Raw genomic sequence first — 25,341 nt, forward strand, 5'->3', positions numbered from 1 at the left:
GTCGATGATGAAAGCCGGCAGCAGTGGACCATCGGCAATGGCGGCCTGGAAGCGCGGGGTTGTCATGCAGACGAAAATCACGGGTCAGCCAGAGGATGCCGGGCGCCGTCATTCAAGCCGCATCCGCGTGGTCAAGCGTCACCTGCACCACATCGCAGCGCCCTGTGGCAAAGGCAGCGGCGCAGCCCTCCAGATAGAACTGCCAGCCGCGCAGGAACGCGTCACCATAGCCAAGCGCCGCTCGATGCGCGGGCGCTGTTGCATCATCCTCTCGCACCAGATCCGGCAGGTGCGGGCATAATCCGGGCCGAAAGCGTGGCTGTCTTGGACGCGCAGCCCGGCCTTTGCGGCCTCATGGACGATGATCGCAGAACAGGGCAGCATGCCGCCGGGAAAGACATGCTGACGGATGAAATCCGAGCGGCGGCGATAGACCGAAAACTCGGCATCCGGCACGGTGATCGCCTGCAAGACCACCCGCCCACCCGGTGCCAGCCGCGCCTTGAGGGTGGCGAAATAGGTCGGCCAATAGCGTTCTCCCACCGCCTCGATCATCTCGATCGACACGATGTTGTCAAAGCTGCCCGTCACCTGACGGTAATCCTGAAGCCGCACCTCGGCGCGGCCATCCAGCCGGGCATCGGCATAGCCCTTTTGCGAGGGCGACAGCGTGATCGCGGTCACGTCATGGCCGTGATCCGCAGCAGCTTCGGCGAACCCGCCCCAGCCGCAGCCGATTTCCAGCAGGCTTTCGCCCGGTGTCAGTTGCGCCAGGATGCGCGCGTTCTTGCGGGCCTGAGCGCGCGACAGATCATCGCCTTCACCAAACAGTGCAGAGGAATAGGTCATGCCGGGATCAAGCCACAACTGGTAGAACTCGTTCCCGACATCGTAATGTGCGCGGATATTGCGCCGCGATCCGCGCAGGCTGTTTGGCCGCATCAGCCGGTCGACCAGCCGCATTCGCATGGCCTGAAGCCGCCCCGGCTCTCCCCAACCGGCCCGAAGACCAAGATTGCGCAGGGCCAGCGACAGCGTCCCTTCCAGCGTCTCGCTGTGCCACTCGCCGGCGATCCAGCCTTCGCCCAAGCCCACATCGCCGCGCAGCGCCAGACGCGGAAGCAGCCGCCAGTCGCGGATCTGCAAGTCCGCCTCGGGGCCGGCGCTGCCAAAGCGGTGGCGCGTGCCCTCGGGCGTGGTAAGGGTCAGGATGCCATCGCCGATCCCTTCAAGGGCGGAAAGAAAGCGGGACTTGAGAAAGCGTGTCGCAAGGTTCATCGACTGATTTCCTGATCGGGTGGGGTGGGAACGCGGCGATAGGCAGCGCCTTTGAGTTTCAGCCGCAGCGCGTGCCAATAGATCTGGGCAATCACCCGCAGCGCACCGCCCGGCCGGCGAAAACTTGTTGCAAGAACCCCGAGGGTGGTCAGCGGCACCAGGCGCCCTGTCATGGCGGTGTCGATGCCGCCCGCGCCGTCCTGTTGTGCGATGCGGATGGCGATGCGGTCGGGGTGCAGGGCAAAGCGGAAATGATACTCCCCCGCCACGTCCTGAAAGGGCGAGACGTGAAACACCTTGCGCGCGGTCAGTTCCGTTTCAGCGGTAATCGGCGCAAGGTCGGGGCGGGCCAGCAGATAACTGTGGCGTTGGCCGAAGGTGTTGTTGACCTCGGCAATCGCGGCGATCAGCGCGTCGCCCTGGATCAGCATCCAGAAGCTGACTGGGTTGAACCAGTAGCCCAAGAAACGTGGCTGCGTCACCAGCACCAGCACCAGCCCCGGACGGCGGGCGATCCCGGCCGCGCCGAACTGCGCCCAGGCCCAGTGGGCGCCGGTGCCCGCGCCACGCGGGCCGCCGTGGTCGGAGTCGTAAAAGGCGATCAGGCCAAACCTGTTATGCCCCATCAGCCGGGGCGGGTGAAAATGTTCAGGCGCCAGCAGCAGATGATCGGCATGGGTACGGAATGTGTGGCGCAGGGCACCGCGCCGGGCATGGGTCACCAGCGCGGGCATCGCCAGCACCTCACCCTCCTCAAGCCGCGCGGCGAGGGTCATGGCAGCACCGCCACAGGCAGCAACCGCCGCGCGATGCGCATGGCGCTGGCAAAGCCGTCTTCGTGAAAGCCGTTGCGCAGCCATGCTCCAGCAAACCAGGTGTTGCGATTGCCCTGCATCGCGGCAATCCGCGCCTGTGCGTCCAACGCCGTAAGATCAAAGACCGGATGACGGAAGGTTACCTGATCGTAGATCAAACGCGGGTCGATCCCGTCACCCGCGTTCAGCGTGACAAACAGCGGATCGTCGTCCGGGATATTCTGCAGCCTGTTCATCCAATAGGTGACGGCCACACCCGCTCGCCCGGTATCGCCCCGGCTGACCCATGAACTCCAACATCTGCGGCGGCGCGGCATCACGGATGGATCTGCGTGAAGGACAGCGTGGTTGGGCTGGAACCGGATTGCCGAAAGGGCGGCCTGTTCGGTCCCGTCAGCATCACTCAGGATCGCGAGCGCCTGATCGGCATGGGTTGCAAGGATGACATGATCGAAACTTTCGGCCTCTGCCCCTTTGGCGCGCAGGGTTACGGTATCGCCGCTGCGCGTGACCGCCCTCAACGCAAGTGCCGGGGCGCAGATCGACTCCGGCCTGCACCAGCGCCGCCAACAGGCGCTCGACATAGGAGATCGAGCCGCCGTCCACCGTCCACCACGGGTGATGCTGGCCGCGCGACAATAGCCCGTGGTTGCGCATGAACCGCACCATCGCACGGGCCGGGAAGGCCCCGATGTCGTGATCGGGCGTGGACCAGATCGCCCCGCAGAACGGATAAAGGTAATGGTCGCGAAATCGTGCACCCAGACGCATCCGCGCGATCAGGGCGGCGATGGTCATCTCGGGCGCTGCCGCCACTTCGGCCTCGGCCCCGGCATTGAAGCGCAGGATGTCGCGGATCATCAGGTGAAAGCGCGGGTCCACGATGTTGCGGCGCTGGCCGAACAGCGCATTGCCGGACCGCAGCGCATATTCCACCCCGCCAGCGTCCAGCGAGACGCCAAAGCTCATGTCGCTTTTGACGATTGGCACGTCAAGGTCGCGAAACATCGCCGTCAGATGCGGGTAATTGACATGGTTGAACACGATGAACCCGGTATCGACCGGCTGATCGCCCCGCTTGCCGGCAAGAACCGTGCGCGCATGGCCGCCAAGCCGGATCGCTTCTTCGTATAACGTAACATGATGGTGGCGCGACAGAACCCATGCGCAAGCCAAGCCCGATATGCCCCCGCCGACGATGGCAATTCGCTGCGGCGCGCCGTTGGTGATGTCAAAAGGCATCTGGACTCCACTAACTCTTTGACAAGGTTACGCGTGGAACCTGGCCTTGGATCAATCAAACCGAAAAATTGCCGTAAGAATGATCTGCTACGCCTTGTCACCCGTATTGCATGGCATGAACACTGCATTTGCACCTGTCGAGCCTTGCACTTATAGAACGCTCAGTCCGATGGCACCGCCACTGGTCGATAGCGGTGCCGTGGGTGCCACAGTGGTGAGTCAGCAGCCGATGAGTGATCTTTCCGAGTTGAGTCGAGATTTGATCGCTGTCCGCGACAGCCGTGACCGCGCGGCGTTCGGACGGCTCTTTGACCATTTTGCCCCAAGGATCAAGGCGATGATGCTGCGCGGCGGGCTGCGCGACGGCACTGCCGAGGATGTGGTGCAGGATGTGATGCTTGCGGTCTGGCACAAGGCAGGGCAGTTTGACCCGCATCGCGCCGACGCGGCCGGTTGGATCTATGGCATTGCCCGGAACCGGCGCATCGACATGGCGCGCCGCCGCCCGCTGGCACAACCCGACGAGATGCCCGAGCTTGAGAGCTTGGAACCCGACGCAGACCAGATCATCGCTCTGCAGCAGGAGGCGCGCCACCTGGCCGAGGCACTTGCGCGACTCGCTCCCGAACAGGTCGAGGCGCTGCGCGCCGCCTATTTCGATGACGTTCCCCATAGCCGTATCAGTGAAATGACGGGCTTGCCGCTTGGCACCATCAAGTCCCGCATCCGCCTTGGCCTTGAACGCCTCCGGCACGAGCTGAAGAAGATAGCACCATGACCGCCATCCGCCACCACATCCCCGACGACATGCTTGACGCGTATCGCGCTGGAACCTTGCCACATGCCTTCGGCGTGGTCGTGGCTGCGCATCTGTCACTTTGCGACCAATGCCGCGCCCGCCACGAGGCGGCAGACATGATCGGCGGCGCGTTTTTGCTGGGTGCAGAGGGTGCAAACCTGCGCGCCGATGCACGCGACCGTATGATGGCGGCACTGGACGCACCGGCGCCGAAACCGCCCCCGCGCGCCTCTGGCCCGTTTCCCTCGGCTGTGATGCACGAATTGGGCGGAAGGCCGCCGCACTGGCGCATGTTGGGCGGTGGCATCCGCCAGCAGATCCTGACCACCGATCGTGAAGGCTCACTGCGGTTGTTGTATATCCCGCCGGGCAAGGCCGTGCCCGAACACGGGCATAGCGGGCAGGAATTGACGCTGGTGCTGCAGGGCAGCTTTTCCGACAGTGCGGGCGCATTTCATCGCGGCGACGTAGAAGTGGCGCATGACGAGATCGACCACCAACCCGTGGCCGGCCCAGGCGAGCCTTGCATCTGCCTGGCGGCAACAGATGCGCCCCTGCGCTTTCGCGCGTTGATCCCGCGGCTGTTGCAGCCGATCTTCCGGATTTGAAGGATGGGCCATGCAGGCCGCCGCATCTGGATCATTGGTGCCAGCGCCGGGATCGGCGCTGCACTTGCCCGGGCGCTGGCCGGGCAAGGTGCGCAGCTGATCCTTTCCGCCCGCGATGGTGACGCGCTGGAGGTGCTGGCCACGGAATGCGGCGGTGCGCAGGCCCTGCCGCTGGATCTGGGACAACCCGAAACGCTGGCAGCGGTGGTGAAGCGGCTTGCGCTTGAGGCGCCGCTCGATGCGATCATCTGCACCGCCGCGCTTTATGATCCCGGTCGCGTCGCCGACATCGACCCCGCCCAAGCCGAGGCGATGGTGCGGGTCAACATCCTCGGGCATGATCGAGGTCGCCCGCCAATGCCCCCTGCTGCTGCGCGACGGTGGACAGTTGGTGCTGTTCGGCTCGGTTGCGGGCTATATCGGTCTGCCGGGGGCAGCCTTATTCAGCGACCAAGGCTGCGGTGAACAACCTGGCCGAAACGCTTGCGGTCGAACTGGCACCGCGCGTGGACGTGCGGCTGGTCTGTCCTGGCTTCGTCCAGACCAGATTGACAGCAAGAAACGACTTTGCCATGCCCGCAATCATCACTCCCGAGCAGGCGGCAGAGGCGGTGCTGCGCGGGATGCAGCGGCGGGGATTCGAGATCCATTTCCCGCGCCGCTTCACCTGGGTGATGAAGCTGGTGCGGGCCTTGCCTTATGCGCTCTCGCTGCGCCTGTTGCGACGCTTGGGCTGATCGTTCAGTTAAATCGCCCCGAAAGTGCCAGAACGCCAATCCAGGCTGAAAATCCGGTCAGCAGCATGCCCCACAATCCATCGATGATGACCTGCTCCCACGACCAGTCGGCGAGCGTGGCGTAATTAGTCATCTCATAGGTACCATAACACATCAGCCCGATGACCATGCCTCCGATCAACGCCTGCAGGGGATCGTTGCCCTTCAGCGCGGGCCAGGAAACCAGCCACACAAGCCCGGCGATATATCCCAGATAGAACAGCGCTGCCGGACCAAGCCGCAGCGGATCGGCAAGAAGATGGCCGACATTGCGCTCGAACACCGGCCGGATGAGAAACCGGATCCCTATCGCATCCAGAGCGAGAAACACCGCGGCGGTTGCAGTATAGAGAAGCGCGACTTGAAGCATGGGGAGTCCCTCGAAATTCTTGAGCTGCCAGTTGTCGTCCAGCCGCCGCAGATAGGGCGAACCTTCTGCTATTCGGGCCATTTTCTTTGCTTTACGCACATAACCTCGCAGCAGATCAATTTTTGCGTGCAGAACGGCAGACTGATCGTCCCTCATTATAGACGACAGCGCCGAGCGCATTCGGGCCCCAGGGACGGTGTGGACGTCAACCTCCGCTGACACCTGACGGCATAACAATGCGCCAAACCAATGCTTTCCAAGCACGATCTGAGATCGTGTTCAACAAAATATAATACAATCAATGCGTTACAATTGGAGAAGGTTGTCTTTCAGGCCCTTTCCCTCCGCCACATTTCCCGTATCGTCACCCTCAAAAATCCTGCAATCGCCGGGCAATGCGTCGACCTCCTGTCGAGATCGGGATTTCATGCGTGATATTGGTTCACATATTGACGCTCAAAATGTGGCGCATTTGGCTACACCAAGTCCATTGCAAAATGTAGCCCAAAAGGCGACATTCTCGGCATGAAAAAGATCAAACCCATCCTCCGCGGCGAACATTACTACATCCGTCGGCGCGTCCCGAGGCGCTACCAGCATGTCGACACGCGTGGTTACATCCAGATATGCCTGTTCACCGACAGTCTGAAACTGGCCGAGGACAAGGCGCAGACCATCTGGCGCGAGATGATCGAGGCATGGGAATCCAAGCTGGAAGGGCGTCACGACGACGCCGAGGCCCGCATGGCGGCCGCGCATAACCTCGCCCAGAGACGAGGCTATGCCTGGTCCCCGTCGATCGCGTCGCTGCCCTACAGCTATCGGAGCTGTTGAAGCGATCTGAAGCTGCCGTCGACTCGCGTGGTCGACTGAATCTTCAAGAGGCGGATGCTGCAATGGGGTTGGTCCCTGCGCCGTCCGTATCTGTTTCGAAGTCGCTGGATGAGTTCTACAGGCTCGCAAAAGACCGCACGGTCGGCAAGAAGGATGACCAGATGCGGCGCCACCGCGCGCCGCGCGCAAAGGCGATTGCGAACTGGGTCAAGGTGAATGGCGATCAGGATCTGGGCGCGATCACCACCGACGACTGCTTCACCTTCCGCAGCTGGTGGGCAGATCGGGTCGCGGATGGCAAGGTCATGGCCGCCAGCGCGAACAAGGATTTCACCTATCTGAACGCGATGTGGAAAGTGGTCGCCCGCGCCAAGTCGATCAAGCTGCTCTATTCCATGGCTGGGGTGCCGCTATCAGAAGCCGGGACAAAAAAGCGAACGCGCCTGCCCTTTTCCGATGCGTGGATCCGCGACAAGCTGCTGGCGGCCGGCGCGCTCGATGGCCTGAACGACGATGCGCGCTATATCCTTCTTGCCCTGATCAACACCGGCGCGCGGCCGAGCGAAATCGCGGGCCTCATGCCCGAGGACATCAAGCTCGACGCCAAGGTGCCGCATATCCTGATCCAGCCCAATGCGAACCGCGCGCTGAAGAACGCTCATTCCGAACGCTACATTCCCCTGACCGGAATCAGCCTTGACGCAATCAAGGCCATGAAGGGCGGGTTTCCGCGCTACGCGACGAACAGCGCGACGCTGTCGGCGACAGTCAACAAGTTCTTGTCCGAAAACAAGCTGCTCGAAACGCCGGATCACTCCATGTATGGCCTGCGCCATGCCTTCGAGGACCGGTTGCTGGTCGGCGGGATCGACGAGCGCGTGCGGCGCGATCTGATGGGGCACGGGCTGAAGCGCGAGAAATACGGCCTCGGCGGCGATATGGCCTTCGTTCGCGATCTGTCGCTGCCGCTGGCGCTGTAGGTTAGGCTGCCTTCCTTGCCTTCAGCAATGCCCGCGCCCGCCCCCGAGGTTCCCCCGACCTTCCCCGACCAGAAGCCGGGCGGCGCCGTTCGGTTGGGCCAGCCGGAAACGGGCGAAATCATGGACGGCGTGTTCATGGGGAAACCCCGGAAGGCAACGCCCGCGTCCGCATCAAGGGACAGACGATCGACCTGACGCCCGAGCAATTCGACATGGGTCGCGATGCCGTCGGCCAGATCGAGGCCGCGCAGAAGGAATCACCCGCGCCGGCTGCCGCCCTGGACGGGGAAATTATCACCCCCGAAGATGACGAACGACGCCGGCATGAAGCGGCGCGCGCTGCGGGCTTTGAACTTAGGGCTCCCCCTGTCCCGCTGGTGGCCCCTGGTGGACCGCCGCCAACGACGCCACGAAAGCGGCTATCGTCAAAGAGGCTGGCCCAGCTACTGCCAGAGAATACCGCAAGGCGATGGTCTGGGACGGCATGTCCGATGGCGGAAAGCGCGCACTGCAAGAAGCCTATGGTCGCCTCTACCGCAATGGGACTATCAGCAATGCAGGCACGATCGAGGCCCCGCGACCGGTGCTGACGGCACCTCCCCAAGACCTGCCGCAAGCCGTTGATGCTCGTGAAACGGCCCAAGGTGATCGTCAAACCATCTTGTCGCCATCAGGTGCGCAACAAGGACCGGCAAACTGGCCGTGGCGCGGCAAGAAAATGAACCGCTCGACGCGGCCTCGCGCGACCGCCGATTATCTGGCCCCCGGCAACATCATCCAGGGGTATGGCGGCGAACATCAGCGCGTGCTGGCGTTCGATCCCGCGACCAGCACGGTTACGATCGAGGCCGTCGAACGCCGTGGCGAAGAATGGGTTGCGACGGGCGAAACGCGCACGCACGGAACCATGCCCGAAGATCGCGCGCTTATGCGCGGGCCGGTTGAGCGCGCGCCGAACACGATCGATGTTGCGGCGGCCGAGGCCAACCCCGAGCCGACCGAGGCGCAGAAAGAGGCGGGGAATTATCGGAAAGGTCACACGCGCTGGAACGGACTTGATCTGTCCATCGAGAATGCAAAGGGCAGCGAGCGGCGCGGGACCGATCCCAATGGGCAAGAATGGTCGGTCACCATGCCCGCGCATTATGGCTATTTCCGGGGCACGGAAGGCGCGGACGGCGACCATGTGGATTTCTACATGGGCGACAATCCGGACGCGCCCCATGCTTTTGTCATCGACCAGGTGGATGCAGAAACCGGGGCCTATGATGAGGCCAAGGTCATGCTGGGGTTCGACTCGGTTGACGCGGCGCGGGTGGCGCACGAATCCGCGTTCTCGGAGAGATGCCATGCCGCTGCAGACAGCGGTGCAGCGCAGATCGTGTCAGGTGCGGGATCGACGGCTGCAGGGCATAAAGGCAATCGTCCAATGGCAGCAGCGTATGGCGCCGGAATGCCACGACCATTGCTTCTTCCGCCTCGGTCAGCACGGTGGATCGTGGCGCCAACGGCCCAGTCTTCATATCCTCGACCGTCGCGCGCTTGCGCCACTTCGCAACGGTCTTGGGGTTGACGCCGTCCTGCGCGGCGATTGATCCACTGGATCAATCCCTTATCGCTTGGCCCCCAGGCTCAGCTGCGCGAGCGAAGCTTGCGATCATTCGGGCCAGCCCTCGGACCAATGGCGGATTTGCGCGCCAAATCCCTGCCCGAGAGGCTGCGAGTTCAAGACCGTGTCTGCGCGTCCATGGGAACATTTGGCCGCAGTCTCGGACAAGCCTGCTGCTGGCAGGCGATGACGCGGGCCCATCGCCATATCGGATCAACTGTTTCGCAATGGACAATCCAGTTGGAAGGGCGCCAAGCGTGACCCCGGTCTGAGCCCCGCTTCGGACAGATCGACAAGCAGCCTGTCGAAAATCTGGTCTGAAAACGGAAATAGCGGTCTGGGTGTTCAGGCCGCCGCACCGGCAAGGCTTGAAGAGCAGGCACCGCTTCACCCAACCGACATTGAACAGGATAGGTCTTTCTTCAGGCGTTTTCAACGATGGCAATCGGCCTGACCATCGACCTCAACACCGCCGGGGCACTTGCCCGGCGGCGCGCGATCATCGCCCCCGGACAACCGGCGTCAGGGCGACCGTCATGCCGGTGGGCTTGGCGGCGCCTTTGGCCCCCGGAAATGCGCGGATCAACCGCTGCGGCGACAGGCAGCCGACGCCAACACGGCGATCTGAACCAGAATGGCCTGAAAGCTGCGCCGCACCCGGTCCGAACGGTGACGCGCGCGCAAAAAGCCATGCGGCAGGTCGGGTTCGTTGCGCAGGGTCGCCTCCGCTCCGGCCCGGGTCAGCCGCGCCGCATAGTCCCGCCCGTCATCGCGCAGCGGATCGACATCGGCGGTGACAATGAAGGCCGGGGACAGATCCGCGTGCAGGCGCGCGGACAGGGGGGCCGCCAGCGGGTCGGAAACCGGCCCTTCCGGCCCTTCGCCGTGCAGCGCGGCGCGGTAGCCATGCAGGTCCCGCGTCCGCAGCAAGGGCGCCTCGGCATTTTCGCGATAAGAGGCCGCGCTGCCGTCGCCACCAAGTCCGGGATAGATCAGAACCTGCCCGAGCGGGGCCGCATCGGTTTCGGCAAGGCAAAGCGCCGCCGCCAGCATCCCGCCCGCGCTGTCCCCGACAACCACAGCCCGACGGACAGAGGCAAGCGCGCGCCAGACGGCACGGGCATCGTCAAGCTGGGCGGGCCAGCGATGTTCGGGGGCCAGCCGATAATCCACCGCCACGACCTGTAACCCGGTCGCATCGGCGATTTCGGCGCAGATGTCATCATGGCTGTCCAGACCGCCGACGACGAAACCGCCGCCATGCAGATACAGCACGAAAACCGGCGTTTCGGCGCCATAGACGCGGCAGCCCACCCCCGCGATCACGCGATCCGCCACCGCCAGCCCCGGCGGGCGCGGAGCCCGGAACAGATCGCACATCGCGTTGTAGGAACGGCGGTTTTCGGCGGTGCTGGCGCCATTCGCATCTGCCGGATAGGCGGCTTCGGTCGCGGCGATGAAGTCCAGCACCTGCGGATCGCGGATCATGCCGCGCCCTCGGCGATGCGGCGGGTCAGCCAGTCGGGATCGGGCTGCGGAACCGAGGCCAGCAGTTCGGCGGTATAGGGATGGCGCGGCGGGTCCAGCACCTCGGCCCGGGCGCCGCGATCCATCACCTGACCCTGCCGCATGACCACGACCTCGTCGGCGATGGCGCGGACGGTGGCGATGTCATGGGTAATGAACATGTAAGTCAGCCCCTGTTCGTCCTGCAACCGGCTGAGCAGCCTCAGGATTCCTTCAGCGACAAGCTGATCCAGCGCGCTGGTCACCTCATCGCAGATAATCACCTCGGGACCGGCGGCCAGCGCGCGGGCGATGCCGATGCGCTGCTTCTGGCCGCCCGAGAGTTCGCCCGGCAGGCGGTCAAGGAAACGCTTCGGCTCCAGCTCGATCTGGTCCATCAACTGTTCCAGCCGTTCGTCCCGCGCCCGCCCGGTCAGGCCGGTGTAGAACGACAGCGGCCGCGACAGGATCTGGCGGGTGGTCTGACGCGGGTTCAGCGCGGTATCGGCCATCTGATAGATCATCTGCACCTGCCGCAACTGTTCGCGCGTGCGCCCGGCAAGGCCTGCGGGCAGGGTCTGGCCGTTCAGCTCGACCCGGCCCTTGACCGGGGGCAGCAAGCCGGTGATGACCCGCGCGGTCGTCGATTTGCCCGACCCGGATTCACCCACGACCGCCACCGTCGCCCCTTTCGGCAGCGAAAATTCGACATCGCGCAGAACCAGAGCGGAACCGTAACCCGCCGTCACATCCGCAATGCGGATCGCGGGATGGCCGGCCACCGGCAGCGCGCGTTCGGGGCGGCGGAATTCGCGCACCGCCCAAAGCGAGCGGGTATAATCCTCGCGCGGGGATTGCATCATCTGGCGGGTCGGGGCCTCTTCGACCTCGCGGCCGTGACGCATGACCTTGATGCGGTCGGCCATCTGGGCGACGACGGCAAGGTCATGGGTGATGTAGATCGCCGCCGTGCCAAAGCTTTCGACCGCCTGCCGGATCGCGGCCAGAACGCCGATCTGGGTCGTCACGTCCAGCGCGGTCGTCGGTTCGTCAAAGACGATCAGGTCGGGACGGCAGGCCATCGCCATCGCCACCATCGCCCGCTGCAACTGACCGCCCGAAACCTGATGCGGAAAGCGCAGCCCGAACCGGTCGGGGCCGGGCAGGTGCATGCGGGCGTAAAGCTCTCGGGCAAAGGTTTCGCTGTCGGCGCGGCTGGCGGTGCGGTGGATCTTCGGCCCTTCGCAGAACTGTTCGATCAGCCGCCACGCGGGGTTGAAACTGGCCGCCGCCGATTGCGCGACATAGGCGATGCGGCGGCCGCGAAGGGCGGCACGGCGGCGGTCGGGCAGCGTCAGCAGGTCAGTGCCGTCAAAGACCACCCTGCCCCCGGCAAAGCGCAACCCCGGCGCGGCATAGCCCATCGCCGCCAGCCCGAGCGTCGATTTCCCCGCCCCGGATTCGCCGATCAGCCCGACGACCTCGCCCCTGCCGACCTGCAGATTGACGCCGTGCAGGATCGGGGTCCATCCGTCATCGCCGCGCGCCTCTATTTTCAGGTTCTGAATGTCCAGCAGCATGGCGTCAGTCCTTCAGGCCAGAGGCGCGGTGAAGCATCCAGTCCACCACGAAATTGACGGCGACGGTCAGCACCGCGATACAGGCCGCCGGCAGCAGGGGCGTCGTGTCGCCAAAGGTGATCAACGCCGCATTGTCGCGCACCATGCCCCCCCAATCCGCCATGGGCGGCGGCAGTCCCAGCCCCAGAAAGCTGAGCGCCGAGATGGTCAGAAAAACGAAACAGAACCGCAGCCCGAATTCCGCGATCAGGGGGGCGGCGATATTGGGCAGGACCTCGCGGCGGATGATCCACCATGTCCCCTCGCCGCGCAGCCGGGCGGCCTCGACATAATCCATGACGATGACATTCATCGCGGTGGCGCGGGTCAGGCGATAGACGCGGGTGGCGTCCAGCACCGCGATCACCATGACCAGATTCCACACGCCCGGCCCAAGTGCCGACAGCGCCAGCAGCGTAAAGATCAGCGCGGGCACCGCCATCAGGATATCGACGATGCGCGACAGGATCATGTCCGGCCAGCCGCCAAGCGTCGCGGCCAGAAGCCCGGTGACCGCCCCGATGGCAAAGGCCAGCGCGGTCGTGACCAGCGCCACGCCGACGGTGTTGCGCGCGCCCCAGATCAGGCGGGACAGCATGTCGCGGCCAAGGTTGTCGGTGCCCAGCAGATGGTCGCCGCCCTGCGGCTCGAACTGGGCGCCGACGATTTCGGCCTCTCCGTAAGGGGCGAGCAGCGGGGCAAGGATCGCGACGATGGCATAGGCCACAATGATCGCGATGCCCAGCATGGCGGTGACGGGCATCTGGCGCAGGGTGCGGGTCAGGGTGCTCGCCATGGCCCTACCTCGGATGCAGCAGGCGCGGGTTGGTGGCGATCGCCAGCACATCCGCGATGATGTTCAGCAGGATATAGACGGCGGCAAAGATCAGGGCGCAGGCCTGCACCACCGGCATGTCGCGGTTGCTGACGCTGTCGACCATCAACTGGCCTAGTCCGGGATAGACGAAAACCACCTCGACGATGACGACGCCGGTGATCAGCCATGCGACGTTCAGCGCGATGACATTGATGACCGGGGCCAGCGCATTCGGCAGCGCGTGGCGGGTGACGATGCGCCAGCGCGGCACGCCTTTCAGCCGGGCCATGGCGATGTAGGGCGCGCCCAGCACATTGACGACCGCCGCCCGCGTCATCCGCATCATATGGGCGGTGACGACCAGAACCAGCGTCAGCGCGGGCAGAAAGGCGCGCGCCAGCATCTGGCCAAGGCCGGGATCGACGCCCGGATCGGCGATGGACGGAAACCAGCCCATCTGCACCGACAGCCAGAACATCAGGATATAGGCGATGAAGAATTCCGGAAAGGAAATCGCCGACAGCGTGACGACATTGGCGATGCGGTCGAACCATGTCCCCCGCCACAGCGCCGCCAGCAACCCCAGCACCACGGCAAAGGGGATCGCGATGACTGCGGCATAGGCCGCCAGAAACATCGTATTGCCCAGCCTCGCCGCCAGCAGCTCCGCAACCGGCCTGCCATTGGCCAGCGAATTGCCGAAATCGCCGCTCAGGATACCGCCGATCCAGTCGAAATATCGCGTGATCAGGGGCTGATCCAGACCCAGGTCGCGGCGCAGCGCCGCGACGGTTTCCTGTGTCGCGGACTGGCCAAGGATCTGCTGGGCGATGTCGCCCGGCAGCAGGCTGACCGCCAGAAAGACAAGGATCGAAATGACCAGAAGCGTGAAAAGGCCGATGGCGAACCGCGTCAGGATCATTCGGGTCAGGGGGTGGCTGGGGGCGCTTTTGCTCATGCGGCGGGTTCCCTTGCGCGCAGGGTGCGGATACCGGCGCCCGCATGTTCGGGAATGGGGCCGGTTTCCAGCCGGGCGATATCGTCCAGCCGATGCACAAGCTGATCGGGCATCGGCGCGGAACGCGCTTCGGCGGTGTTGACGAAAACCAGCATATGTTCCCCGGTCGCCGCCTCTTCGTCATTTTCGCGCAGAATGCGGTGATGCAGGCGGAAACGCTTGGCATCATGGCCCAGCAGACGGGTTTCGACGCGCAGCTTTTCGCCCGCCTTGATCTCGGCCAGATGGCGGATATGGGTTTCGACGGTATAGGCGGAAAAGCCGCGCGCGATCCATGTTTCGTCCAGACCCATATGGACCAGAAAGGCGTCGGTCGCGTCGCCGAAGACCTGAAGATAGCGAAATTCGGTCATATGGCCGTTGTAATCGACCCATGAACCGCCGACCCGCGCCTGATGCAGCATCAGCGGATAGGTCGACGGCGCGGCAAGCTGACGTTTGTAGAGCCGGTTTTCAGCCTCTCGCAGAGTCCGGCCCGCGCCCCAGTCATTGGCTTTCAGCGCGTGGAAGATGCCAACCAGATTGTCGTCGCGGATGCGTTCCAGTTCGCGGATGGAATGGGCGCCGGATTGCGCATCCGACTGGCTGGCGATGCGGTCGATCAGGGCGTCGTCAAGGTCGGGCACATCCATCAGCCTGGTCCATGGCCATTTCAGGGCCGGGCCGAACTGGGCCAGGAAATGCTTCATCCCCGCTTCGCCGCCGGCGATGCGATAGGTTTCGAACAGCCCCATCTGCGCCCAACGCAGGCCAAAGCCGTAACGGATGATATCGTCGATTTCCTGCGTCGTGGCGATGCCGTCCCGGACCAGCCACAGCGCCTCGCGCCAGACGGCTTCCAGCAGGCGGTCGCCGATATGGGCGTCGATTTCGCGGGCGATGGTGACGGGCTTCATGCCGACCTGCGCCAGCAGCGCGGATGCGCGGTCCGCCGCCTCGCCGCCGCCCACAACCTCGACCACCGGCAACAGATAGACCGGGTTGAAGGGATGCGCGACAAGGATACGGTCGGGATGGGCCGCACCCTGACGCAGTTCCGACGGCTTGAACCCCGAGGTGGACGAGCCGATGATCGCCCTCGCCGGGGCCGCAGCCTCGATCTCGGCAAGGATGCGGTGTTTCAGGTCCAGCCGTTCGGGCACGCTTTCCTGGATGTAATCCGCGCCCGCCACCGCCTCGGCGATCGAGCCCGCCCAGATCAGGCGGCCGGGTTCGGGCAAGGGCGCCTGAAACAGCTTGTCCCGTGCACGGGCCGCATTGGCCATGACCTCGCCCACGATCCGCCGCGCCTCTGGATGGGGGTCGTAGATGGCCACGTCATGGCCGTTCAGGATGAACCGCGCGATCCAGCCCCCGCCGATCACACCACCGCCGATTGCCGCGATCTTCATGCCGCATACCACCTTTCGACCAGTTTCCAGCCATCAAAGAAGCGGTCGCCCGCGACCTCGCCATGCGCGACCTTGTCGTTATGCGCATCGACGTAATTGACGAAAACCGGAATGATCGTGCCGCCGTCCTGACTGACAAGCCCCTGCATTTCGGTATACATCTCGCGGCGAAGATTGTCGTCCAGCTCGGCCCGCGCCTTCAGCAGCAATTCGTTGAAACGCTCATTGTCCCAATGGCTTTCGTTCCATTCCGCGCCCCTGGCATAGACCAGGCTGAACATGTCATCCTCGGTCGGGCGGCCGTTCCAATAGCCGACGCAGAACGGCTTTTTCAGCCAGACATTCGACCAGTAGCCGTCTTCGGGTTCGCGTTTGACAGTGATGTTGATGCCCGCCGCCCTGGCCGATTGCTGGAACAGTTGCGCCGCATCGACCGCGCCGGTGAATGCGGAATTCGAGGTCGACAGCTCCACCGTCAGATCGCTCAGCCCCGCCTGTTTCAGGTAATGTTTCGCCTTGTCGGGATCATAGCTGTTTTGCGGCAGGTCGGCGGCATAGTAGCGGTTTGCCGGGGCAATCGGGCTGTCATTGGCGACCTTGCCATAGCCGCGCAGAATCTTTTCGACCATTTCCTGGCGGTTGATCGCATGTTTCAGCGCCAGCCGGACATTCACGTCATCAAAAGGCGCTGCGTCGCAGAACATCGGCATGGTGTAATGCGCGGTGCCGGTGGTTTCGACCAGCGTGATGCCGGGGCGGCGTTGCAGCAGGTGGATCGTCGACAGGTCGGGGCCGTTGATCGCATCGACCTCTCCGGTCATCAGGGCGTTCTGGCGCGCGGTCGGGTCGTTGATGGTCATCAGCGTGACATCGTCGAACCATGCGCGGTCCGCTTTCCAGTAATCATCACGGCGTTTCAGCGTGATCCGCACGCCGGGTTCGTGATCGACCAGCGCATAGCCGCCCGTCCCCAGCCCGGACTGCCAGTCCAGCGTACCGTCATCATTCGCCGGCATGATGATGAAATGGTAATCCGAGGTCAGATAGGCGAAATCGGCATTCCCGCTTTCCAGTTCGAACACCACGACATTGTCGCCATCGGCGCGGATGTCCCTGACCTGCGCCAGCGCGCCCTTGGCGCCCGACACGGTGTCATCGCCCCGGTGGTGGTTGAAGGATGCGATGACATCATTCGCCGTGACCTTGCGCCCGTCGCCGAAACTGGCGTCACGGATGCGGAACGTCCAGATGCGGGCCTCGGCGTCGGGTTCGTAGCTTTCGGCCAGTTCGGGCACTGCCTGCCCCTTGGCGTCGATTTCGACCAGATTGTTGCACACCGCCAGCATCGCCGTCACCACCGGCCCGGCGGCGAAGGTCGCCGGGTCGATGGTGTCCGAGGTCGCGCCCCCGGAATGGCCGATGCGGAACTGCCCGCCCTTTGCGGCGCGGCCTGCGCGCGCCGCGCCGGGCAGGATCAGCCCGCCGGCAAGGATGGTCGAGGCCGTCAGCCCCGCCGCCCCGGCCAGCAGCCCGCGCCGCGAGATGTCTTTGCGGATCGTCATCTTCTGTTCTCCCTGTTGTGGCGCCCTGCCGTTCAGCGGCGGGTCAGCTTCAGTTTCTCGCGCACCTCGACCGGGCCAAGGATGCGGCAGCCCATGCCGTTCAGGATGGTCGCGGCGCGTTCGACCAGATCGCCGTTGCGGGCCAGAACGCCCCGATCCAGCCAGATATTGTCCTCAAGCCCCACCCGCACATTACCGCCCGCCAGTGCGGCCTGCGCGACATAGGGCATCTGCATCCGCCCGATGGAAAACATCGAATAGACCCAGCCTTGCGGGATGTTGTTCACCATCGCCATCAGGCTGTTCGGGTCGTTCGGCGCGCCATAGGGGATGCCCATGCAAAGCTGCACCATGACCGGATCGTCGATCAGCCCTTCGTCGACCAGCGTCTTCGCCAGCCACAGATGGCCAGTGTCGAAGACCTCGATTTCCGGGCGCACGCCGGCGGCCTGTATGCGGGCGGCCATGGCACGCAGGGTGCCGGGCGTGTTGGTCATCACATAATCGGCCTCGGCGAAATTCATCGTGCCGCAATCCAGCGTGCAGATTTCGGGCAGCAGTTCCTCGACATGGACCAGCCGCTCGGTCGCGCCGACGATATCGCTTTGCGGCGACAGCGGCAGGGGCGACTCGGCCGAACCCAGCACGATATCGCCGCCCATGCCCGCCGTCAGGTTCAGCACGACATCGACATCGGCCGAACGCACCCGGTCCACAACCTCGCGATACAGCGCCGGATCGCGGGACGGCGCGCCGGTTTCGGGGTTGCGGACATGGACATGGGCGATGGCGGCTCCTGCCTTCGCGGCCTCGATACAGGCATCGGCGATCTGTTTGGGCGTGATCGGCACAAGGTTCGATTTCGTGTGGCTTTGCCCTGATCCGGTGACGGCGCAGGTGATAAAGACGTCGTGATTCATCATATCCTCGGGGAGTGGTTGCTTTCAGGTTACGAGGATTTGCCTGGCGTGATGTGCACATTCCGCCATAATCTTTTCCCATGCAGCCATTTTCCGCGTTTCACCTGACATTCCTGCTGCTGGACGGCTTTTCCAATATGGTGCTGGCCAGCGCGATCGAACCGCTGCGCGCCGCCCGTGACCTGAGTGGAAAGCGGTTGTTTTCATGGCAGATCGCCTCGCCCGACGGGAATGGCGTGACCAGTTCGTCGCGGCTGTCGGTGGGGGTGGATATCGCCCTGCCCCGCGTCGGCGCGACCGATGCGCTGGTCGTCGTGACCGGCTATGGCGTGCGCGACCATCTGCGCCGCGCGACCTTGCAGGAGGTGCTGCAAAAGGGACGCGGCCTGCCCCTGGTCGCGGGCATCGACACCGGCGCCTGGATGCTGGCCGAGGCCGGTCTGCTGGCCGGTCGCCGCGCCACGATCCACTGGATGGAACACGAGGCCCTTGCCGAAGCCTTCCCCGAGGTCGAGGTCGTGGCCGCCCCCTGGATCGCCGATGGCAACACCGTCACGGCCGGGGGCGCGCAGGGGGTGCTGTCATGGTCGCTGGATCTGATCGGGCAACGCGCCGATGACGCGCTGCGCTATGATGTCGGCAACATGTTCGGGCGCACCCATATGGAACCCTCGCTGGTCGGGCAGGCCAGGCTGACCGACCGCGCCCTGCCCACCCCTTTGCAGCGCGCGGTTCTGGCGATGCGCGAAAGCGCGGAACAGCCGCTGCCGCTGGCGGTGATCGCAACGCGGGCGGCGCTGTCCACGCGCACGATGGACCGGCTGTTTCGCCGTCATCTGGGCATGGCGGCGGGCGGCTATTACCGCCAGATCCGCCTGTCCCATGCCCGCGCCTTGGCCATCGACACCGGCAAACCGCTGGACGAGATCGCGGCGCGGACGGGGTTTTCATCGGCATCGACCCTTGCCCGCGCCTACCGGGCGCATTTCGGAGAAACCATCCGGGGCACGCGGCGCGGCTGATGGCTGACGTCAGCGGCCCCGCCAGACCGGATCGCGCTTTTCGGCAAAGGCGCGGGCGCCTTCCTGCTGGTCGTCCGAGCGATACAGCCGTTCCACGGTTTCGAACTGGCTTCTGGCGATGCGGTTCAGCGCGTCCTGAAACTTCATGTCCTCGGCTTCGCGGACGATTTCCTTGATGGCGGCAAAGACGAGGGGCGGGCCAGCGGCCAGCTCATCCGCCAGCGCCCGCGCCTGATCCATCAGGCTTGCGGCGGGGATGATGCGGTTGACCAGCCCCCAACGCGCGGCCTCTGCCGCGTCGATCCAGCGGCCGGTCAGCAGCATTTCCATCGCGACATGATAGGGGATGCGCTTGGGCAGCCTGATCGCGGCCGCGTCGGCGACCGTCCCGGACCGGATTTCCGGCAGCGCGAATGTCGCATGATCGGCGGCAAGGATGATATCGCCCGACAGGGCCAGTTCCAGCCCGCCGCCGCAGCAGATGCCGTTGACCGCGACGATCACCGGCTTGTTCAGCCCGCGCAATTCCTGCAAGCCGCCGAAACCGCCGACGCCGTAATCGCCATCGACCGCATCCCCTGCCGCCGCCGCCTTCAGGTCCCATCCGGGGCAGAAGAATTTCCGGCCCGCCCCGGTCAGGATGGCGACGCGCAGGTCGGGGTCGTCGCGGAAGCGGGTAAAAAGCTCGCCCATGATCCGGCTGGTCGCAAGGTCGATGGCATTGGCCGGGGGACGGTCCAGCGTGACCTCGAACACATGGCCGAGGGTTTCGGTTCGGATCGGGTTCATGGCATTTCCTTTCGGATCAGCGCATCGACCGCGACGGCGTCATGGGCGCGGCAGATGAGCGGGTTGATTTCGATCTCGGCCAGACCGGGGGTGGCACGGACATGTTCCTGCACCGCCATCACCGCGTCGATGATCGCATCCACGCAAGCGGCGGGGCCGCCGCGCCAGCCGCGCAGCAGCGCCCAGATGCGCAGGTCGCGCAGGGCACCCCCGACCTGATCGCGCGTGACCGGCAGCAACAACGATACATTGTCGCGCAGCAATTCGGCCATCACGCCTCCCGCCCCGATGGTCAGCAGCCAGCCATGCGCCGGGTCGCGAGTGACGCCGATCAGCACTTCGGCGATGGCGCCCGTCACCATTTCCTCGACCAGCCGCGACGGGGCGGGCATGGTTGCAGCGGCGTCACGGACCAGCGCGGCGCCGGTCAGGTTCAGCGCGACGGCCCCCGCCTCGGTCTTATGGGCATAGCCTTCGCCCTTCAGCACGACCGGAAAGCCGATCCGGGAGGCGGCCTCGGCGGCCTGATCCGGGGTCGCGGCGCGGATGGCGGCGGGGATGCGCAGGCCGAACGCGGCCAGTTCGGCCTTGGCCGCCGCCTCGGTCAGCAGGGCGGGCGCGGCGGGATCGGGGCCAGGCGGCCAGACGGCTTCGGGATCGGTGGCGGGCAGGGGCGCGGCGGCAATCGCAATCGCCGCCATCGCCTCGGCAATGCCGCAAAAGGGGGTGATGCCCTCGGCGATGCAACGCCGCGCGATGTCCTCGGGCATGTTGTCAGACAGGGTCGCGATCAGGCCAAGCGGCATCGCGGGGGCCGTGCTGGCGCCGCGCGAGGCCTGAAGCGCGGCCAGCACATCGTTCCATTCCCTGCTGCCGCAGCGGTCGGCGCGCGGAAAATCCAGCACCACGCAGGCCATGGCCAGCGCGGGATCGGCCATCGCGCGAAAGCAATTCGTCATCGCCTCGCGGTTGCCCCAGATATAGGTGTGGTAATCCAACGGGTTCGACAGCGCGACACGCGGCCCAAGCGCCATGCGCAGCGCATCGGATTGCGCCGTGGTCAGCGCCGGGAAATCGACGCCATGCACCCGCCCCGCATCCGCCATCAGGCCGGCCTCTCCGCCCGAACAGGACAGCGAGGCGATCGGTTCGACGCCAGCGGTCCGGCGACATGCAGCAGCTTCAGCACCTCCAGCAGCACCGAAAGGCTGTCCACCTGCGCGATCCCAAGGCGGCGCAGCAGCGCCCGCCCCGCCGCATCCGACGCGGCAAGCGATGCGGTATGCGACATCGCCGCCGCCCGCGCCTGATCCGAGGCCCCGACCTTCAGCGCCACGATCCGCTTGCCAAGACGCCGCGCCGTCGCCGCAAGCGCCTGGAAAGCCAGCAGGATCGGCAATGCCTTCGATATGCAGGCCAAGCGCGGTGACGCGCGGATCGGTCAGCAGCGCCTGCCCGACCCCGGCAAAGCCCACGCGCGCCTGATTGCCAAGCGTCACGACATAGCCAAGCGGCAGACCGCGCCGCTGCATCGTCTGGTTCATCGCGATATTCGAGCTTTGGGTGATGATCGCCACGCCGCGATCCACCTTTTCGCAGCCATGCTGATCGGGCCACAGCGCCGCCCCGTCCAGCGCGTTGATAAATCCGTAGCAATTCGGCCCCAGAAAGGGCATGTCGCCCGCCGCCGCGACCAGCCGGTCCTGCATCTCGGCGCCATCGGCCAGTTCGCCCGCAGCCTCGCGGAAACCGGCGGCGAAACAGACGGCGCCGCCCGCACCCATCGCGGACAGATCGGCCATGACATCCAGCGCCGCATCGCGGTTCACGCCGACAAAGACCGCATCCGGCACCGCAGGCAGATCGGCCAGCCGCGCAAGAGCCGGCAGGCCCCCGATTTCCGGCAGCGACGGATGCACGGGCCAGATCCGCCCCTGATAGCCGATGCGCCGGCAGGCGCGGACGATATTGCCGCACCAGCCGCTGCCCCCCACGGCAGCAGTCGAACGGGGCCGCAGCAGCCGTTCCATCATGCACCCAGAGGCCGGAACAGGTCGCGGCTGATGATGTGGCGCTGGATTTCGGATGTCCCGTCCCAGATGCGTTCGACGCGGGCATCGCGCCAGAACCGTTCGATCGGTAGGTCCTCCATCAGCCCCATGCCGCCGTGGATCTGCAGCGTTGCATCGGTGACGCGGGCCAGCATCTCGGATGCGTACAGCTTGGCGCTGGCGATCTCGCGGTTGGCGGGCAGGTTCCGGTCCAGCCGCCAGGCGCCGGACAGGGTCAGGCAATCCGCCGCGTCGATTTCGGTAATCATGTCGGCGACCTGGAAACCGACACCCTGAAACCGCGCGATCGGCTGGCCGAACTGCCGACGTGCGGCCGCATAGGTCAGGGCGTGGTCGAAACAGCGCCGCGCCCGCCCGACGCAAAAGGCCGCGACCGTCAGGCGCGTGGCGTAAAGCCAGTCGTTCATCACCGTGAAACCGCCATCCACCTCGCCCAGCACCTGTGTATCGGGCAGGCGGCAACCGTCGAAATACAGGGTGTAATTGCGATAGCCGCGATGCGAGACCGCGCGGTAGCCGTCGCGTATTTCAAACCCCGGCGTGCCCCTGTCCACCAGAAAGCAGGTGATCCGCCGCTTTGGTCCCTGCGGCGTCTCATCCACGCCCGTCGCGACAAAGACGATGAAAAAATCGGCATGTTCCGCCCCGGCGATGAAATGCTTGCAGCCGTTGACGACCCAATCGCCGCCGTCCCGCACCGCCCGACATTTCATGCCGCGCACGTCGGACCCGGCATCGGGTTCGGTCATCGCCAGCGCGTCCATGCGCTGGCCGCGCACGGCGGGCAGCAGATAGCGTTCGCGCTGTTCGCCCGCGCAGGCCATCAGGATATTCTGGGGACGGCCAAAGAAATGCGTCAGCGCCATCGAACCGCGCCCCAGTTCCCGTTCGACCAGCGTCATGTCCAGATGCGACAACCCTGCCCCGCCGACCTCTTCGGGGAAATTGCAGGCGTAAAAGCCAAGGTCGATGACCTTGCGGCGGATGTCTTCGCCCAGTTCACGGGGAACCCGTCCCGTGCGTTCTGACCAATGCCTCATGCGGGTACGATTTCATTTTCGACGAAACTGCGGCACGGTCGAAACGATCATCTGCTGGTCTTCGCCAAGCCCGAAATCCATTGCAAATCCCCTTGCTGATTCCCGGACAGGATGGAACAGATCGGGGCAAGGCATCATGCAAGGCTGTCCCGATATCATGCAAAGCTGGAAACCGGACGAAAGAACGCGGCAGATCGACGTCCTGCTGTTCGATCGCTTTTCCAATCTCTGCCTTGCCAATGCGGTCGAGCGGCTGCTGCGCGTCCAACAGCATCTCGCGCAGGCCGCTTTGTAGACGCTCGGCGTTTTCTCGGTGATCGAGGCGGCGCCGGTGACCTCCTCCAGCGGCTTGCCGGTGATGCCTGAAAGCGCCCTGCGCAACAGCGAAGGCGGGGATTACCTGATCGTGGTGCCCGGTTACGATTTCCGCAGCCACGCCAAAATATCGCCACCACGCGCGCACTGGCGCGCGGCCGCCGCTTGGGGCGCTATCCGACGCTGATCGGCGCGGATACCGGCAGTTGGCTGCTGGCCACCGCCGGCCTGCTGGACGGGCGTCGCGCCACGATTCACTGGGACGAATACGACAGCCTTGCCGGAAACCTTCCCCGGAGGCAGGTGCTGCGCGACCGCGCTTTGCGGATCGACGGCAACCGGCTGAGTTGCGGCGGGGTCACCACCGCGCTTGACCTGATCCTGCACCTGATCCGGGAACACCACGGCGCGATGCTGTCGCTTGAGGTCGCGGCGATGTTCATGCACGGCACCCGCGAGCCACCGTGGAATTTCCGCATGACTCCGGATGCCGCCATCCATGGCGCGGTGTCGCTGGATGCGCCGGAATATCGAAAACCCCCTGCCCATCCCGGAAATCGCGCGCCGCAGCGCGATGGACCGCAAGAGGCTGGAGAGCCTGTTCAGCGCGGAAACCGGCTGCACGCCACAGGATGAGGTGATGGATCCGCCGGCGCGAAGCGCGCGAGGCTGCTTGAAAATACCAATCAGACCATCGCCGAAATCGCGACCCGCTGCGGCTATGTCAACGCGGCTTCGCTGGCGCGCGCCTTCGGCGGGGAATTTCGGCCGGACGCCCTCGCTCGCCAGCGATCTGCGGCCGAGACCGATGCGCCGCGCCACCGGCCCGCAGGCGCAGGGTGCCTCGAAATCCCTGCCGCACGGCCGCCGGATTCCGCCGCCGGATCAGTCGAACCGGCCCAAGCCGATCCGGAAACCGGTCACCGCCGACCCTTCGCCCCATCCGGCAGGTTCGGGCGCATCTGCCATGCTTTGCGACCCCGCCCTTTGCGACCTCGCAATCCGGCAGCGATCCTATCATCGCGGGGTGGCCAGATTGCCGGCGTGCCCAGGATGGCCGGGTAGCCCGGCCGGCGTGGCCCAGTCAGCGTGGCCCGTCGGCAGCGTTTTCCGCTGTGTTGCGCGAACTCGCAACCGCCGCCAAAGAGCGGACGAGAGACGCCACGGACCATCTTTTGCCAGCGCGCGGATGGGCGCGGCCAGTTGTTCAGGCCCGCCTTGCCGCGCGACCCCGGTCACGCGCGGCCCTTGCGATGCCTGATCCGCTGGCACAGAGGTGGCCCGGTTCCGGGTAGGCTCCGGGGTCGAGGGTGCGCGCGCTTCGCCCTGACCGCAGGATGCGGGCGGCCCCGGCCGCCGCTGGCGTGTTCGCGACGATGCAGCAGGACCAGCGCGACCGCGACCGCCAGCTTGCGCGCGGTCACCATGTCAGCGCCGCCCCTCGACGGGACCGAGGACCGAAACGACGCGCTTGGTCTTCTGATCGACCAGCACCAGCTGATCGCGGATCACGCGATATTCCTGACCGCGCGGGGCGGGCGCGAAGCGGCTGTTTTCCGCGCGCAGGCGGGGGCGGGCGTCGCGTCCATTGTCGCCGGGGCGCGGGGCCCGATGTTCGGCCCGGCGCGCGTCGCGCGGCTGTTCGCGCCGGTGATTGCCGTTGCGATGCGCGTCGCGCGGGCTGTTCACGCCGGTCACCGTCCTTGCGTTTCGTCTCTGCCGGCCGGGGTTCCGGGCATTTGCGGTCATTCTGGCGGCATTCCGGCGGGGTCGGGCGGCTGTCGGCCGTGGCCATCTGTCCGCCACCAAGCGCCGCCGCTGCAACGGCAGCAATCTGTATCAGGAAACGGTCATCTTTTTCATGTCGCAGATGTCCGGGAAATTCGCGGATCGGGTTCAGGGCCGCATATCCGGCCCATGCTGCCCATGCGCTCGACGCGGGCCGGGTCCGAAGACCGG

The 25,341-nt window shown here is 65.2% G+C and carries 25 protein-coding genes and 4 pseudogenes; 11 read left to right on the forward strand and 18 right to left on the reverse strand.

The annotated features are described in order from the left end of the window. Positions 1–138 precede the first annotated feature (138 nt). The 3 genes and pseudogenes from PE067_RS03720 to PE067_RS03730 form a co-directional block, all read right to left on the reverse strand. On the reverse strand, positions 139–1,278 hold the full coding sequence (locus PE067_RS03720) for a cyclopropane-fatty-acyl-phospholipid synthase family protein (protein ID WP_346429651.1): 1,140 nt from the start codon (positions 1,276–1,278) through the stop codon (positions 139–141). After that, the gene (locus PE067_RS03725) at positions 1,275–2,054 is read right to left on the reverse strand and encodes a DUF1365 domain-containing protein (RefSeq protein ID WP_276187897.1); all 780 of its coding nucleotides are present in this window, start codon (positions 2,052–2,054) and stop codon (positions 1,275–1,277) included. The genes PE067_RS03720 and PE067_RS03725 overlap by 4 nt, the downstream gene beginning before the upstream one ends. Further along, positions 2,051–3,335 (reverse strand): annotated as a pseudogene (locus PE067_RS03730) (FAD-dependent oxidoreductase). Before PE067_RS03730 ends, PE067_RS03725 begins: the two are co-directional and overlap by 4 nt. A 169-nt stretch (positions 3,336–3,504) precedes the next feature. On the opposite strand from PE067_RS03730, the gene PE067_RS03735 reads away from it, so the two are divergent. The 4 genes from PE067_RS03735 to PE067_RS03750 are packed head-to-tail and all read left to right on the forward strand — an operon-like array spanning position 3,505 to position 5,479. Continuing rightward, positions 3,505–4,113, forward strand: coding sequence for a sigma-70 family RNA polymerase sigma factor (locus PE067_RS03735; RefSeq protein ID WP_276187898.1), 609 nt, complete (start codon positions 3,505–3,507; stop codon positions 4,111–4,113). Continuing rightward, positions 4,110–4,742 (forward strand): ChrR family anti-sigma-E factor, encoded by a 633-nt coding sequence (locus PE067_RS03740; protein ID WP_119898624.1) that lies wholly within the window; start codon positions 4,110–4,112, stop codon positions 4,740–4,742. Before PE067_RS03735 ends, PE067_RS03740 begins: the two co-directional genes overlap by 4 nt. A 3-nt stretch (positions 4,743–4,745) precedes the next feature. Next, on the forward strand, positions 4,746–5,207 hold the full coding sequence (locus PE067_RS03745; protein WP_276187899.1) for an SDR family NAD(P)-dependent oxidoreductase: 462 nt from the start codon (positions 4,746–4,748) through the stop codon (positions 5,205–5,207). Next, the gene (locus PE067_RS03750) at positions 5,204–5,479 is read left to right on the forward strand and encodes a hypothetical protein (RefSeq protein ID WP_276187900.1); all 276 of its coding nucleotides are present in this window, start codon (positions 5,204–5,206) and stop codon (positions 5,477–5,479) included. Before PE067_RS03745 ends, PE067_RS03750 begins: the two co-directional genes overlap by 4 nt. Before the next feature lie 4 nt (positions 5,480–5,483). Here PE067_RS03750 and PE067_RS03755 read toward each other — a convergent pair whose 3' ends face one another. Beyond that, positions 5,484–6,068, reverse strand: a complete 585-nt coding sequence (locus PE067_RS03755; RefSeq protein ID WP_322789440.1) for a DUF2177 family protein — start codon at positions 6,066–6,068, stop codon at positions 5,484–5,486. A 345-nt stretch (positions 6,069–6,413) separates the two neighbouring features. On the opposite strand from PE067_RS03755, the gene PE067_RS03760 reads away from it, so the two are divergent. The 3 genes and pseudogenes from PE067_RS03760 to PE067_RS03770 all read left to right on the forward strand — a co-directional run. Further along, positions 6,414–6,722: a DUF6538 domain-containing protein gene (locus tag PE067_RS03760; protein ID WP_276187901.1), complete on the forward strand. Its 309-nt coding sequence runs from the start codon at positions 6,414–6,416 to the stop codon at positions 6,720–6,722. A gap of 161 nt (positions 6,723–6,883) precedes the next feature. Continuing rightward, positions 6,884–7,702: a tyrosine-type recombinase/integrase gene (locus PE067_RS03765; protein WP_276187902.1), complete on the forward strand. Its 819-nt coding sequence runs from the start codon at positions 6,884–6,886 to the stop codon at positions 7,700–7,702. A 928-nt stretch (positions 7,703–8,630) separates the two neighbouring features. Continuing rightward, positions 8,631–8,993: pseudogene (locus PE067_RS03770) on the forward strand (hypothetical protein); the annotation flags it as partial. A gap of 49 nt (positions 8,994–9,042) precedes the next feature. Here the strand turns inward: PE067_RS03770 and PE067_RS03775 are convergent. From PE067_RS03775 to PE067_RS03810, 8 genes and pseudogenes are all read right to left on the reverse strand, one after another. Next, positions 9,043–9,294: pseudogene (locus PE067_RS03775) on the reverse strand (IS481 family transposase); the annotation flags it as partial. 599 nt (positions 9,295–9,893) lie between these two features. Beyond that, positions 9,894–10,799: an alpha/beta hydrolase gene (locus PE067_RS03780; RefSeq protein WP_276187903.1), complete on the reverse strand. Its 906-nt coding sequence runs from the start codon at positions 10,797–10,799 to the stop codon at positions 9,894–9,896. Continuing rightward, positions 10,796–12,397, reverse strand: coding sequence for an ABC transporter ATP-binding protein (locus tag PE067_RS03785; protein ID WP_276187904.1), 1,602 nt, complete (start codon positions 12,395–12,397; stop codon positions 10,796–10,798). The genes PE067_RS03780 and PE067_RS03785 overlap by 4 nt, the downstream gene beginning before the upstream one ends. Positions 12,398–12,401: 4 nt before the next feature. Next, positions 12,402–13,232 (reverse strand): ABC transporter permease, encoded by an 831-nt coding sequence (locus tag PE067_RS03790; protein WP_276187905.1) that lies wholly within the window; start codon positions 13,230–13,232, stop codon positions 12,402–12,404. A 4-nt stretch (positions 13,233–13,236) separates the two neighbouring features. Continuing rightward, positions 13,237–14,211 (reverse strand): ABC transporter permease, encoded by a 975-nt coding sequence (locus PE067_RS03795; RefSeq protein WP_276187906.1) that lies wholly within the window; start codon positions 14,209–14,211, stop codon positions 13,237–13,239. Then, positions 14,208–15,662 carry a carnitine 3-dehydrogenase gene (locus PE067_RS03800; RefSeq protein WP_276187907.1) on the reverse strand — a complete coding sequence of 485 codons (1,455 nt, stop codon included), beginning with the start codon at positions 15,660–15,662 and terminating at the stop codon, positions 14,208–14,210. The genes PE067_RS03795 and PE067_RS03800 overlap by 4 nt, the downstream gene beginning before the upstream one ends. Beyond that, entirely contained in the window at positions 15,659–17,224 is a 1,566-nt protein-coding gene (locus tag PE067_RS03805; protein WP_276187908.1) for an ABC transporter substrate-binding protein, read from the reverse strand. The genes PE067_RS03800 and PE067_RS03805 overlap by 4 nt, the downstream gene beginning before the upstream one ends. 32 nt (positions 17,225–17,256) lie before the next feature. Next, on the reverse strand, positions 17,257–18,144 hold the full coding sequence (locus PE067_RS03810) for a 3-keto-5-aminohexanoate cleavage protein (RefSeq protein ID WP_276188292.1): 888 nt from the start codon (positions 18,142–18,144) through the stop codon (positions 17,257–17,259). Between the two features lie 80 nt (positions 18,145–18,224). On the opposite strand from PE067_RS03810, the gene PE067_RS03815 reads away from it, so the two are divergent. Next, positions 18,225–19,166 (forward strand): GlxA family transcriptional regulator, encoded by a 942-nt coding sequence (locus tag PE067_RS03815; RefSeq protein ID WP_276187909.1) that lies wholly within the window; start codon positions 18,225–18,227, stop codon positions 19,164–19,166. 9 nt (positions 19,167–19,175) lie between these two features. Here PE067_RS03815 and PE067_RS03820 read toward each other — a convergent pair whose 3' ends face one another. The 5 genes and pseudogenes from PE067_RS03820 to PE067_RS03830 all read right to left on the reverse strand — a co-directional run bounded on the left by PE067_RS03820 (position 19,176) and on the right by PE067_RS03830 (position 23,067). Continuing rightward, the gene (locus PE067_RS03820) at positions 19,176–19,955 is read right to left on the reverse strand and encodes a carnitinyl-CoA dehydratase (RefSeq protein ID WP_276187910.1); all 780 of its coding nucleotides are present in this window, start codon (positions 19,953–19,955) and stop codon (positions 19,176–19,178) included. Continuing rightward, a complete protein-coding gene (locus tag PE067_RS21775; RefSeq protein ID WP_346429657.1) occupies positions 19,952–21,061 on the reverse strand; it encodes an acetate--CoA ligase family protein in 1,110 nt (369 codons plus the stop codon). Before PE067_RS21775 ends, PE067_RS03820 begins: the two co-directional genes overlap by 4 nt. Continuing rightward, positions 21,061–21,291, reverse strand: coding sequence for a hypothetical protein (locus PE067_RS21780; RefSeq protein WP_346429658.1), 231 nt, complete (start codon positions 21,289–21,291; stop codon positions 21,061–21,063). Before PE067_RS21780 ends, PE067_RS21775 begins: the two co-directional genes overlap by 1 nt. 52 nt (positions 21,292–21,343) lie before the next feature. After that, positions 21,344–21,988: pseudogene (locus PE067_RS21785) on the reverse strand (CoA-binding protein); the annotation flags it as partial. Then, positions 21,985–23,067 (reverse strand): acyl-CoA dehydrogenase family protein, encoded by a 1,083-nt coding sequence (locus PE067_RS03830; RefSeq protein ID WP_276187911.1) that lies wholly within the window; start codon positions 23,065–23,067, stop codon positions 21,985–21,987. The gene PE067_RS03830 and the pseudogene PE067_RS21785, both read right to left, overlap by 4 nt. Positions 23,068–23,224: 157 nt before the next feature. On the opposite strand from PE067_RS03830, the gene PE067_RS03835 reads away from it, so the two are divergent. The 3 genes from PE067_RS03835 to PE067_RS03845 are packed head-to-tail and all read left to right on the forward strand — an operon-like array spanning position 23,225 to position 24,018. Next, positions 23,225–23,362, forward strand: a complete 138-nt coding sequence (locus tag PE067_RS03835) for a hypothetical protein (protein WP_276187912.1) — start codon at positions 23,225–23,227, stop codon at positions 23,360–23,362. A 36-nt stretch (positions 23,363–23,398) separates the two neighbouring features. Then, complete coding sequence (locus PE067_RS03840; protein ID WP_276187913.1) at positions 23,399–23,569, forward strand: hypothetical protein; 171 nt, start codon at positions 23,399–23,401, stop codon at positions 23,567–23,569. After that, positions 23,548–24,018, forward strand: a complete 471-nt coding sequence (locus PE067_RS03845) for a hypothetical protein (protein WP_276187914.1) — start codon at positions 23,548–23,550, stop codon at positions 24,016–24,018. Before PE067_RS03840 ends, PE067_RS03845 begins: the two co-directional genes overlap by 22 nt. A 792-nt stretch (positions 24,019–24,810) precedes the next feature. On the opposite strand, the gene PE067_RS03850 is transcribed toward PE067_RS03845, so the two are convergent. Next, complete coding sequence (locus tag PE067_RS03850; protein ID WP_276187915.1) at positions 24,811–25,071, reverse strand: hypothetical protein; 261 nt, start codon at positions 25,069–25,071, stop codon at positions 24,811–24,813. Positions 25,072–25,341 lie beyond the last annotated feature (270 nt).

Origin of the sequence: Paracoccus sp. DMF-8 (genome assembly GCF_029309835.1) — a bacterium.
Taxonomy (GTDB): Bacteria; Pseudomonadota; Alphaproteobacteria; order Rhodobacterales; family Rhodobacteraceae; genus Paracoccus.